A 12,337-nucleotide genomic window follows, 5' to 3' on the forward strand; every position below is an offset into this window, starting at 1 on the left:
ACATGGACATCACTCGCAACTTCCGCACAGTTCGCAAGAACGGCTATGACCCCAACGAGGTCAAGCGTGTATTCCGTGACGCCGAATCACGTCTTGAGGAGCTCGCTCAGACCACTCGTTCTGGTCTTGCCACTGTGGACAAGCTTGAACGTGAACTTGCAGACATGCGTGACGCACTGCGTCGCTCTAATGCCAAGCCCACCTTTGCTGACCTCGGTGCTGCCTTCGAACAAACTCTTCGTGTTGCTGAAGAACAGGCTGACAAGCTTGTTGCTGATGCGGAAGCAGATGCCAAGGTTGTTCGTGATTCCGCTCGCGCAACGGCAGAAGCAGTTACTCGTCAAGCTCGCACCGAAGCAGCTGCACTGCTCGTTGAAGCTGAATCCAAGATCGAAGACAAGCGTCTCGAAGTTGAACGTCAGGTTTCAGAACTTAACCTGCGTGCAGAGTCACTGACCCTTCAGGGACAAACCCTCAAGGAAACAGCACAACGCCGCGAAGCAGCACTCGTGGCTGAAGCAGAACGTGATGCCGCTGAAGTTCGCTCACGTCTCCACCAGGAAATCGAAGACGTTAAGACTGAACTCGAAACCCTGCGCCAGATTGCTGAGCGTGAACAGCTTCGTATTGAACGTGAGATCAAACTCGCTTTGGAAGAAGCAGAGCGTGAGCGTCTCACTCGCCACGAAGAAGCCGTCGCTTTTGTACAGTCGCAAACCGATGAAGCATCAGCGTTGCGCAAGGCAGCTTCTGATGAAGTCGACAGCTTGAGCGAACAGGCAGAAGATTTCAAGCTCAAAACTCGTGAAGATGCTGACGCTCTCCTTGATGCTGCTCGTGAGTCTGCAACGAACTTGATTAGCCGTGCTCGTTCACGTGCTGAGACTCTGGCCATTCTCTTCGATGAGCACGCTTCAGAAATGATGGAGAAGGCAGAGCGTCGCCGCGATGCTCTCGAGCGTCAGCGCGAAGCGATGCGCGAATTCTCTCTCGAGCTCAAGGCTCTTGCTTCGGCCGACGCGATGGTGTCGATCGACGAGTCTGAGACTTCGCTCGACTAAGAAGTTCTATTTCCAGGTTGGAGCGAGCTTCTTCAGCTTTGCTCCGCGGATCTGCCAGAACGTCCACATCCCGATGAAGATGAATGGGGTGAGCAGTCCTGCCTTCACCACCAGGCGGTCGCGATAAAGCGTTTGGTGGTTGCCAGTTTCGGAGACTGCCATGCGGTGATCCCAGGACTTCACCACGGAGAGTGGTCCAGAAAGTGGCTTCCCTGAGTCCACCATCATCCGAACGCCACCGGGGCGTTGGGTGAAAGAGATATCGATGGTCTGGCGCCCCAACGGGATGATGCCGAGCAGTCGCATGGACACTTCGTGGGGGCCATCACCGAGCCAGGCCTCGGGGAATCCGTCCTTTTCTTTGGAACTGATCTTCATCAGAGGAGAAGAGACGGCTTTGAATACGGCAGGGTTCGCAATGGCACGCCAGGCAGCGTCAGGCTCGCAATCGAGCGTGAGGCGAAGAAAGACGTTCACGAGGTTCCCTTGGGTGTGACAGGGGGAATTCCCCCTTCTTCACACGCTAGCCGATTTCTCGGTGTTCCCAGGTGATTAAATTCGCGCGATTAAATCCGCGACCACATTCTCCGCAGCTGAGAACTTTTTTGGGCTGACGGAATCGATAGTGGTGGTGTCCCCTGGGACAGGTGCCGAGCCACGGAGCAAGTTCGTTAGCAGCACTGCCGTCATGGGTGCGCTTGCCGTCATAGCCCAGGTCGTAGGCAATCTTTTTCCAGGTGGGGCCGTGCCCGGCACGGGGGCCGGCGATAGCGTGAGCGACTTCGTGCAACAAGATCTGATGCACTTCGTCGTCCTCATACTTTGCAGCCAGATGCCGGGAGACAGAGATGCGTTTGTCGGTGAAATTACACAAACCTGCACGCGTGCGGGCATGGTCAAAGCCAAAGCTCCAGATGGCTGGATCCAAGTGCAAGCGGATGAGGGCATCCGCCCACGTGGTCACACGTTCTAAATCCGCCACGACTTACTTCTTGGAAATCTGGAACAGCGTCTTGTTGGGTGTGGGACTCGGAATTGCGGTGGAGTCAAGAACAATCGGTGCGTTGGCAATGAACTGTTTCATCTCCGCACCTTCCACCGCCTTGGCAGGGTGAGGGCCACCGGCCAGAAGTCTTGGCAACCAGTGTCCGATCGAGTCGTCACTGCTTCCCACCAAGACAACGTTGCCAAAGCGGCGCCCCTTGAGCACTTGCGTCTCAGCCAGGGCAATGACGTTGGGAAGAACGGCCTGCAGGGTTGCTGCCTGACCACGAGCAAAGGCAAGACCTGGACCATCTGCCACATTCACAATGAGCACGCCCTGCGGAGAAAGCAGCTTGGCGGCCTCGGTGTAGAACTCAACCGAGGTGACGTGGGCAGGAGTGCGGGCACCACTAAAGACATCCACGATCACCACGTTGACGTTGCCGTGAAGTCCGGTGGGCAATTTGCCCATGACTTCACGGGCGTCGCCGTAACGGATACGGATGTTGGCATTGCGTTGCAGGGGGAGGTGCTCTCTCACAAAGTCGATGAGGTCTTGCTCGAGTTCAATCACTTGCTGCCGGGAGCCTGGACGAGTTGCCTCGATATAGCGGGGGAGTGTGAGTGCTCCGCCGCCTAAGTGGACAGCAGTGATGGGCTGGCCAGGTTCGCCAACCTGGTCCAGCACATGGCCTATGCGGCGGATGTATTCAAAGAACAATTCACCAGGGTCATCGGCAAAGACGTGAGACTGCGGAGTCCCATCCACTTCAAGGATGAATGCGCCATCTTGAAAGGGGTCAGGTTCGATGGTGGCACGTAGGCCAGAAGATTTGAGCGTGATGGCTGGTTTTTCCGCCATAGCCTCACACCACCTACAAATATCAACTAGACACAGACCCGCACGTCGTTATAGAGTTGTTATTTGCGCTCGAAGTTTTGTCATGCCCTCATATTGCGGTCGGGGTGACAGTTTCTAAGACTCACAGATAACTCTGCGGGTTGCCCCACTTTAGCGGGATTTTCGAGTTCGCAAAACATCCCACACCTACCAAAACCATGATGGTCCGACGGGACCCACGGAGGTTATTTCCTTGGCTGCTGCGCGCAACGCAAAAGACACCAAGTCCATTAAGAACGGCCGTACCGCATCGCGCCTGTCGTTCGCGAAGATCACAGACACGCTGACTGTCCCCGATCTGCTGGCACTTCAAACCGAGAGCTTTGACTGGCTCGTCGGTAACGAGCACTGGCAGAAGCGCGTGGAAGAGGCGAAGAAGGAAGGCCGTCAGGACCTCCCTTCGCGTACTGGTCTAGAAGAGATCTTTGAGGAGATCTCTCCCATCGAGAACCTCGATGAGACCATGCAGCTGTCCTTCACGAACCCTTACCTCGAGCCAGAGAAGTACTCGATCTTCGAGTGCAAGGAGCGTGGCAAGACCTACGCTGCCCCTCTCTACGTCGAGGCAGAGTTCATGAACCACGTCACGGGTGAAATCAAGACCCAGACCGTGTTCATGGGTGACTTCCCTCTCATGACCGAAAAGGGAACCTTCATCATCAACGGCACCGAGCGTGTTGTTGTGTCCCAGCTGGTTCGCTCACCCGGTGTGTACTTCGAGCGTGCACAGGAAAAGACCTCTGACAAGGACGTCTACTCCGCACGCATCATCCCAAGCCGTGGTGCATGGCTCGAGTTCGAAATCGACAAGCGTGACGCTGTTGGTGTTCGTATCGACCGTAAGCGCAAGCAGTCCGTCACCATCTTCCTCAAGGCGCTGGGTATGACCAGCGAAGAGATCGCAACCGAGTTCGCTGGTTACGACTCCATCCTGCAGACCCTGGAAAAGGACACCATCCTCACCAAGGAAGACGCACTGCGCGACATCTACCGCAAGCTCCGTCCAGGAGAGCAGGTTGCGGCTGAAGCTGCACGTGCACTTCTCGACAACTTCTTCTTCAGCCACAAGCGTTACGACCTGGCGAAGGTTGGTCGTTACAAGATCAACCGCAAGCTCGGTCTTGAAGCTCCGCTGACTGACTCCGTACTTTCTGTTGCAGACATCATCGCAACCATTAAGTACTTGGTCGCACTGCACAACGACGAGAAGACCTTCTCTGGTCTTCGTGACGGCAAGAAGGTTGACATCCGTCTCGACGTAGACGACATCGACCACTTCGGTAACCGTCGTATCCGTGCCGTTGGTGAACTCATCCAGAACCAGGTTCGTACCGGTCTGTCCCGTATGGAGCGCGTCGTTCGCGAGCGCATGACCACTCAGGACATTGAGGCAATTACCCCTCAGACCCTGATCAACGTACGTCCCGTTGTGGCAGCAATCAAGGAGTTCTTCGGTACTTCTCAGCTGTCACAGTTCATGGACCAGAACAACCCTCTCGCCGGTCTGACCCACAAGCGTCGTCTTTCGGCGCTGGGCCCCGGTGGTCTCTCGCGTGAGCGTGCAGGTGTTGAGGTTCGTGACGTTCACTCGTCCCACTACGGACGTATGTGCCCCATTGAAACTCCTGAAGGTCCCAACATTGGTCTGATTGGTTCGCTCGCCTCGTTCGCGCGTATCAATGCCTTTGGTTTCATTGAGACCCCTTACCGCCGCGTCGTCAAGGGCAAGGTAACCGAGAACATCGATTACCTCACCGCTTCGGAAGAAGATGACTTCGTTGTTGCACAGGCCAACGCACCTCTTACCAAGGACAGCCACTTCGCTGAAGAGCGCGTGCTCGTCCGTCGTAAGGGTGGCGAGGTTGAACTCGTTCCTGCCGCTGAGGTGGACTACATGGACGTTTCGCCCCGCCAGATGGTTTCTGTTGGTACGTCGCTGATTCCATTCCTCGAGCACGACGATGCTAACCGCGCACTCATGGGTGCCAACATGCAGCGTCAGGCTGTGCCACTGCTGCGCAGCGAAAGCCCACTGGTTGGTACCGGTATGGAAAACTTCGCCGCTATCGATGCTGGTGACGTTATCCTCACCAACAAGGCCGGTGTCGTTTCTGAGGTGTCGGCTGATGTCGTCACCGTTCAGCTCGATGAGGGTGGAACCGAGGATTACTTCCTCCGTAAGTTCGACCGCTCGAACCAGGGCACCAGCTACAACCACCGCGTCATCGTGACCGCTGGTGAGCGTGTAGAGGTTGGTCAGGTCATCGCTGATGGTCCTGCCACCGAGAACGGTGAACTGGCTCTGGGTAAGAACCTGCTCGTGGCATTCATGCCCTGGGAAGGTCACAACTTCGAGGACGCGATCATCCTGTCGCAGCGTCTCGTGCAGGACGACGTCCTTTCATCGATTCACATCGAGGAATATGACGTTGATGCACGTGACACCAAGCTGGGTAAGGAAGAGATCACTCGCGACCTCCCCAACGTGTCCCCTGAACTCATCGCTAACCTCGATGAGCGCGGCATCATCCGTATCGGTGCAGAGGTTCGCCCCGGCGACATCCTCGTCGGTAAGGTCACTCCTAAGGGTGAGACCGAGCTTTCCGCCGAAGAGCGACTGCTGCGCGCCATCTTCAACGAGAAGAGCCGCGAAGTTCGCGACACCTCGCTGAAGGTTCCTCACGGTGAGTCCGGAACCATCATTGGTGTGAAGGTCTTCGACGCAGTGAACGACGAAGACGAGCTCGGCTCGGGCGTCAACCAGCGCGTTGTTGTCTACATCGCCCAGAAGCGCAAGATCACCGAAGGTGACAAGCTCGCTGGTCGTCACGGAAACAAGGGTGTTATCGCCAAGATTCTCCCTGTTGAAGACATGCCATTCCTCGAAGACGGTACCCCCGTTGACGTGGTTCTCAACCCGCTCGGTATCCCCGGTCGCATGAACTTCGGTCAGGTCCTCGAGACCCACCTGGGTTGGATTGCGAAGCAGGGTTGGAAGGTAGATGGTTCACCTGAGTGGGCTGCCAACCTTCCTGCAGAAGCATTCGAGGCTGCCCCTGGCACCAAGGTTGCTACCCCTGTATTCGACGGTGCTCTCGAGGAAGAAATCGCGGGTCTGCTTGACTCCACGACTCCTACTCGTGACGGCGACCGCCTCATCGGTTCTTCCGGTAAGGCACGTCTGTTCGACGGTCGTTCCGGCGAGCCATTCCCCGAGCCCATCTCGGTTGGTTACATGTACATCCTGAAGCTGCACCACCTTGTCGATGACAAGATTCACGCACGTTCAACGGGTCCTTACTCGATGATCACGCAGCAGCCTCTTGGTGGTAAGGCACAGTTCGGTGGACAGCGATTCGGTGAGATGGAGGTGTGGGCACTGGAAGCTTATGGTGCCGCTTACGCACTCCAGGAACTCCTCACCATCAAGTCCGACGACATCGTGGGCCGTGTCAAGGTTTACGAAGCCATCGTCAAGGGCGAGAACATCCAGGAGCCCGGTATCCCCGAGTCGTTCCGCGTTCTCATGAAGGAAATGCAGTCCCTCGGTCTCAACGTTGAGGTTCTCAACGAAGCTGGCGATGTCGTCAGCCTCCGCGACTCCGACGATGAGGCATACCGCGCCGCTGAAGAGCTCGGTATCAACATCTCCACTCGTTTCGAGTCTTCGTCAATCGACGAGATCTAAACCGAGTCAGACACTTAAGAATCTAAGGAAAGAGTTAAATTGCTCGACGCAACCGCTTTTGACAAGCTTCGTATCGGTCTGGCCACTGCTGACGACATCCGTCGTTGGTCGTTCGGTGAGGTCAAGAAGCCCGAAACCATCAACTACCGCACCCTCAAGCCTGAGAAGGACGGCCTCTTTGGTGAGCAGATCTTCGGACCTTCTCGCGACTGGGAATGCTCCTGTGGCAAGTACAAGCGTGTCCGCTTCAAGGGCATCGTTTGTGAGCGCTGTGGCGTAGAGGTCACCAAGTCGTCCGTGCGCCGTGAGCGCATGGGTCACATTGAGCTGGCCGCTCCCGTTACCCACATCTGGTACTTCAAGGGCGTTCCTAGCCGCTTGGGTTACCTGCTGGACATGGCTCCCAAGGACCTCGAGAAGGTCATCTACTTCGCTGCCTACATGGTCATCGACGTAGACGAAGAGGGTCGTCACGCTGACATGCCTGGTCTGGAGAACGAGCTTCGCCTCGAGCTCAAGACCCTGGGTGACCAGCGCGACTCTCGCATTGCTGACCGCATGCAGCGTCTCGAGAACGACCTTGCAGCTCTCGAAGCTGAAGGCGCTAAGGCAGACCAGAAGCGTCGTGCGAAGGACGTAGCTGAGAAGGAAATGTCTCAGATTCGTAAGTCCATCGACGAAGAAATCGCTCGCCTCGAGCGCGTCTGGGATGACTTCCGCAACCTCAAGGTTGGCGACCTCAAGCCTGAAGACGCTGTCTTCAACGAGCTGGTAGACCGCTATGGCCTGTACTTCGACGCTTTCATGGGTGCTGAAGCAATCAAGAAGCGTCTGGAAACCTTCGACCTCGCAGGTGAAGCTGAATCGCTTCGTCTCGAGATCACCGAGGGCAAGGGTGCGAAGAAGATTCGTGCCATCAAGCGCCTCAAGGTTGTTTCCTCCTTCCTCAACACCGGCACCTCGCCTGCAGCGATGGTTCTCGATGTTGTTCCCGTTATCCCACCAGAGCTTCGCCCCATGGTTCAGCTCGACGGTGGACGCTTTGCGACCTCTGACCTCAACGACCTTTACCGTCGTGTGATCAACCGCAACAACCGTCTCCGTCGCCTCCTTGACCTCGGTGCTCCCGAGATCATCGTGAACAACGAGAAGCGCATGCTTCAGGAAGCTGTTGACGCACTGTTCGACAACGGTCGTCGTGGTCGCCCCGTTACCGGTACCGGTAACCGTGCGCTCAAGTCGCTGTCCGACATGCTCAAGGGTAAGCAGGGTCGTTTCCGTCAGAACCTGCTCGGTAAGCGCGTGGACTACTCCGGTCGTTCCGTCATCATCGTGGGTCCTCAGCTCAAGCTGCACCAGTGTGGTCTGCCTAAGCAGATGGCACTCGAGCTGTTCAAGCCATTCGTTATCAAGCGTCTGATCGACCTGAGCCACGCTCAGAACATCAAGAGCGCGAAGCGCATGGTTGAGCGTAGCCGTCCCCAGGTGTGGGATGTTCTCGAAGAGATCATCCGCGAGCGTCCAGTTCTGCTGAACCGCGCACCAACTCTTCACCGCCTCGGTATTCAGGCATTCGAACCTCAGCTCATTGAAGGTAAGGCTATTCAGCTTCACCCTCTCGTATGTGCTGCGTTCAACGCTGACTTCGACGGTGACCAGATGGCTGTTCACCTTCCGCTCTCGGTTGAGGCTCAGGCCGAAGCTCGCATCCTGATGCTTGCTTCGAACAACATCCTCAAGCCTTCGGATGGTCGCCCCGTGACCCTGCCTACGCAGGACATGATCATTGGTCTGCACCACCTCACCACCGTGAAGGAAGGTGCTACCGGTGAAGGTCGCGCATTCTCTTCCGTTTCTGAGGCAATCCTCGCTCACGACCAGCACACGCTGGACCTCAACGCCATGGCACGCATTCGTCTCAACGATGTTGTCTTCGCTGAGGGTGAAGCACCTGAGGGTTACACCGGTGGACCAGTTCTCGTCACCACCACTCTGGGTCAGGCACTGTTCAACGAGGCTCTGCCCGCTGACTACCCCTACATCCAGAAGGTTGCTGACAAGGGCACCATCTCCGGCATCGTCAACGACCTTGCTGAGCGTTACCCCAAGACTGTGGTTGCTGCCACCCTTGACAACATCAAGGATGCAGGTTTCCACTGGGCTACTCGCTCGGGTGTGACCGTTGCACTCTCCGACGTTCTGACTCCTCCAAACAAGCGCGAAATCGTTGCTGGTTACGAGAAGTTGGCTGCGAAGGTTCAGTCTGAGTTCGAGAAGGGCATGATCACTGACAACGAACGTCGTCAGGAACTGATCAAGATCTGGACCGACGCCACTGCTGAAGTTGCTGAAGCTATGCAGAAGAACTTCCCTGCAAACAACACCATTAACCGCATGGTCACCTCTGGTGCTCGTGGTAACTGGCTGCAGGTCCGCAACATTGCGGGTATGCGTGGTCTGGTGAACAACCCGAAGGGTGAAATTATCCCTCGTCCGATCATCTCGTCGTACCGTGAAGGTCTCTCCGTTGTGGAGTACTTCATCGCGACCCACGGTGCTCGTAAGGGTCTGGCTGACACCGCTCTGCGTACTGCAGACTCCGGTTACCTCACTCGTCGTCTCGTCGACGTATCGCAGGATGTCATCATCCGCGAAGAGGACTGTGGCACCACTAAGGGTCTCGACCTGCCTATCGCTGCAGCTAACGCAGCAGGTGAGCTCGTCCGTGACGCCAACGTGGAGAACTCCATCTACGCACGTAGCCTCGCTGCTGACGCAGTCGACGCTAAGGGCAACGTCATCGCCAAGGCTGGCGACGACGCAGGTGACGTTCTGATCGACACTCTCATCGCTGCGGGCATCCACGAGGTCAAGGTCCGTTCGGTCCTGACCTGTGAGTCTGCAACCGGTGTATGTGCTGCCTGCTACGGCCGTTCACTTGCTACCGGCAAGCTCGTCGACATCGGTGAAGCCGTCGGTATCATCGCTGCACAGTCGATTGGTGAACCTGGTACTCAGCTCACCATGCGTACCTTCCACACTGGTGGTTCCGCATCTGCTGATGACATCACCCAGGGTCTGCCCCGTGTTCAGGAGCTCTTCGAAGCACGTACCCCTAAGGGTGCATCGCCTATCGCTGAGACTGCTGGTCGCATCACCATCGAAGAAACCGACAAGAGCCGTAAGGTAATCCTCACCCCCGACAACGGTGACGAGGCAGTTATCTACCCCGTGCTCAAGCGTTCGACTCTCCTCGTATCTGATGGAGACCACGTTGAACTCGGTCAGCAGCTCCAGGTTGGAACCGTTGACCCCAAGGAAGTTCTGCGAGTACAGGGCGTTCGCGCCGTACAGCAGCACCTCGTTGGTGGCGTGCAGGGCGTTTACCGCTCGCAGGGTGTACCTATCCACGACAAGCACATTGAGGTCATCGTTCGTCAGATGCTCCGCAAGGTAACTGTTGTTGAGCACGGTGACACCGAACTCCTCCCAGGTGAGCTCGTTGATCGTTCTCGTTACACCGAGATGAACCGCGCTGCTCTCACAGAAGGTAAGAAGACTGCTTCGGCTCGTCAGGAAGTTCTTGGTATTACCAAGGCTTCGCTGGCTACCGAGTCATGGCTGTCGGCTGCCTCCTTCCAGGAGACCACGCGTGTTCTCACCCAGGCTGCGATGGACGGCAAGTCCGATCCTCTCGTCGGCCTCAAGGAGAACGTCATCATCGGTAAGCTCATCCCCGCCGGAACCGGTCTTGCGAAGTACCGCAACATCTCGGTTGAGGCGACGGAAGAAGCTAAGGCTGAACGCTACCCCAACCGCATCTTCGCGGCTGAAGGTGACTTCACCGACGCTGACCTGAGCTTTGTCGATTTCGAGTCTTTCTCGTCGGATGACTTCTCGGGTAACTACAACTAATTAGAAACTCACTCCTTTTCGGAGTTTGTGACTCGCGAAAGCCCCGCCACTCGGCGGGGCTTTCGTCGTTATACGCTGGGCGCATCATGAGTGATCCCACAACTGAGCACCCCGAGTTCTTCAAACCTGCACCGGAGGAAGAACCCCCTGCTGGTGTGGGCTTCGCCGGTGTCACCGGTTCGGTCACTACAGAGGATGCTCCGGCGGTTGAGGCTGCGCCCAGTAACCGCACAACTGGGGCTCTTGTCGCTCTGCTGGGCGGCGTTGTGTTCACCGTGCTCTATGCCTTGGCTGCCTGGGGTTACAGCGCAGCTGCATGGCTCTATGGTGACTCGGCAGAAGGAACCGAAGCTGCCATCTTTATCCAAGACCGCACCCTCGCTTTCTTGATTACCCCGGTTTTCTGGCTCACCTCAATTGCGTTCACGCTCTACTTCGTGATTCTTGCTGTGCTCATCAACAAGGGTCACTGGCGCACTTTCGTGCTCTGGGGTCTGGTTGTGGCCATCCTCACCTATGCCACCGCTATTGGTGCAGGCCTGTTGACCGTGCGCGCATGGACGCTCACCTTCAGTGAAGCCATTGAGTTTATGTGGCACGGAATCGCCTTCAACCCACTGGTGTTGGTCGCGGTTGTGCTCTCCCGCGAGATCCCCATCTGGTTTGGTGGCTGGATTGCGGTCAAGGGTCGCAAGCTGCGCGATGCTCCTGAAGTAGCCGAGTAGCGAAACTGCCGTTTGACCCCGCAGGGTAGCTGAGATAAGCTTTTGCCTTGGTGCGTTTTGCGTACCAGAAACACCTTAAGGGTCTACCCACTTTAAACAGTGGCGAACCCCCACGGCATATCTGTCAGAAATGGCTCCACATTCGTGGCGTCGCGGCAGATGTTTAGCTAAATCGTTTAGCGACTGTCACCGTGCAGTTTTAACAAGGAGTACATAGTGCCAACTATTAACCAGTTGGTTCGTAAGGGACGTACGCCTAAGGTCACCAAGACCAAGGCTCCAGCCCTGAAGTCGAACCCCCAGCAGCGTGGAGTATGCACCCGTGTGTACACCACCACCCCAAAGAAGCCCAACTCGGCTCTTCGTAAGGTTGCTCGTGTCAAGCTCAGCAACGGTACTGAAGTAACCGCCTACATTCCCGGTGAAGGTCACAACCTCCAGGAGCACTCGATGGTGCTCGTTCGTGGTGGTCGTGTAAAGGACCTTCCTGGTGTTCGTTACAAGATCATCCGTGGTGCACTCGACACCCAGGCCGTTAAGAACCGCAAGCAGGCTCGTAGCCGCTACGGAGCGAAGATGGAGAAGAAGTAATGCCTCGTAAAGGTCCCGCTCCTAAGCGTCCCGTTGTAGCCGATCCCGTATACGGCGCCCCCATTGTCACCCAGCTCGTCAACAAGATCCTTCTTGATGGCAAGAAGGGTCTCGCAGAGCGCATCGTTTACGGTGCACTCGAAGGTGTAACCGCGAAGACCGGTGCAGATGCAGTAGTAACTCTCAAGAAGGCACTCGACAACGTGCGCCCCACCCTTGAGGTTCGCTCTCGCCGTGTTGGTGGTTCGACCTACCAGGTCCCCGTTGAGGTTAAGCCTCACCGTGCAAACACCCTCGCACTGCGTTGGTTGACCAGCTACGCAAAGGCTCGTCGCGAAAAGACCATGACCGAGCGTCTCATGAACGAGATTCTCGATGCATCGAACGGTCTTGGCGCTGCAGTCAAGCGTCGTGAAGACACCCACAAGATGGCCGAGTCGAACAAGGCCTTCGCTCACTACCGCTGGTAGAC

General features: G+C 56.6%; 9 protein-coding genes. 6 read left to right on the top strand and 3 right to left on the bottom strand.

The window, feature by feature from the left end; all coding sequences use genetic code 11:
• Nucleotides 1-2 precede the first annotated feature (2 nt).
• Entirely contained in the window at nt 3-1,061 is a 1,059-nt protein-coding gene (locus tag AURMO_RS00830; RefSeq protein ID WP_110232709.1) for a coiled-coil domain-containing protein, read from the top strand.
• 6 nt (nt 1,062-1,067) lie between these two features.
• On the opposite strand, the gene AURMO_RS00835 is transcribed toward AURMO_RS00830, so the two are convergent.
• Genes AURMO_RS00835 through AURMO_RS00845 form a run of 3 tightly spaced genes read right to left on the bottom strand, consistent with a single transcriptional unit; the run spans nt 1,068 to nt 2,907 of the window.
• Nucleotides 1,068-1,538 (bottom strand): hypothetical protein, encoded by a 471-nt coding sequence (locus AURMO_RS00835; RefSeq protein ID WP_110232710.1) that lies wholly within the window; start codon nt 1,536-1,538, stop codon nt 1,068-1,070.
• 46 nt (nt 1,539-1,584) lie between these two features.
• On the bottom strand, nt 1,585-2,043 hold the full coding sequence (locus AURMO_RS00840) for a SprT-like domain-containing protein (protein WP_110232711.1): 459 nt from the start codon (nt 2,041-2,043) through the stop codon (nt 1,585-1,587).
• A 3-nt stretch (nt 2,044-2,046) separates the two neighbouring features.
• Nucleotides 2,047-2,907 carry a spermidine synthase gene (locus AURMO_RS00845; protein WP_110232712.1) on the bottom strand — a complete coding sequence of 287 codons (861 nt, stop codon included), beginning with the start codon at nt 2,905-2,907 and terminating at the stop codon, nt 2,047-2,049.
• A 232-nt stretch (nt 2,908-3,139) separates the two neighbouring features.
• On the opposite strand from AURMO_RS00845, the gene rpoB reads away from it, so the two are divergent.
• The 5 genes from rpoB to rpsG all read left to right on the top strand — a co-directional run bounded on the left by rpoB (nt 3,140) and on the right by rpsG (nt 12,335).
• Complete coding sequence (rpoB, locus tag AURMO_RS00850) at nt 3,140-6,634, top strand: DNA-directed RNA polymerase subunit beta (protein WP_110232713.1); 3,495 nt, start codon at nt 3,140-3,142, stop codon at nt 6,632-6,634.
• Between the two features lie 39 nt (nt 6,635-6,673).
• Nucleotides 6,674-10,549, top strand: coding sequence for a DNA-directed RNA polymerase subunit beta' (gene rpoC / locus AURMO_RS00855; RefSeq protein WP_110232714.1), 3,876 nt, complete (start codon nt 6,674-6,676; stop codon nt 10,547-10,549).
• An 86-nt stretch (nt 10,550-10,635) separates the two neighbouring features.
• A complete protein-coding gene (locus tag AURMO_RS00860; protein ID WP_110232715.1) occupies nt 10,636-11,274 on the top strand; it encodes a hypothetical protein in 639 nt (212 codons plus the stop codon).
• Nucleotides 11,275-11,490: 216 nt separating this feature from the next.
• The gene (gene rpsL, locus AURMO_RS00865) at nt 11,491-11,865 is read left to right on the top strand and encodes a 30S ribosomal protein S12 (protein WP_110232716.1); all 375 of its coding nucleotides are present in this window, start codon (nt 11,491-11,493) and stop codon (nt 11,863-11,865) included.
• Nucleotides 11,865-12,335, top strand: a complete 471-nt coding sequence (gene rpsG, locus AURMO_RS00870; RefSeq protein ID WP_096382567.1) for a 30S ribosomal protein S7 — start codon at nt 11,865-11,867, stop codon at nt 12,333-12,335. The genes rpsL and rpsG overlap by 1 nt, the downstream gene beginning before the upstream one ends.
• The last annotated feature ends 2 nt before the right edge of the window (nt 12,336-12,337 follow it).

The sequence above is a fragment of the Aurantimicrobium photophilum genome, from assembly GCF_003194085.1.
GTDB lineage: Bacteria > Actinomycetota > Actinomycetes > Actinomycetales > Microbacteriaceae > Aurantimicrobium > Aurantimicrobium photophilum.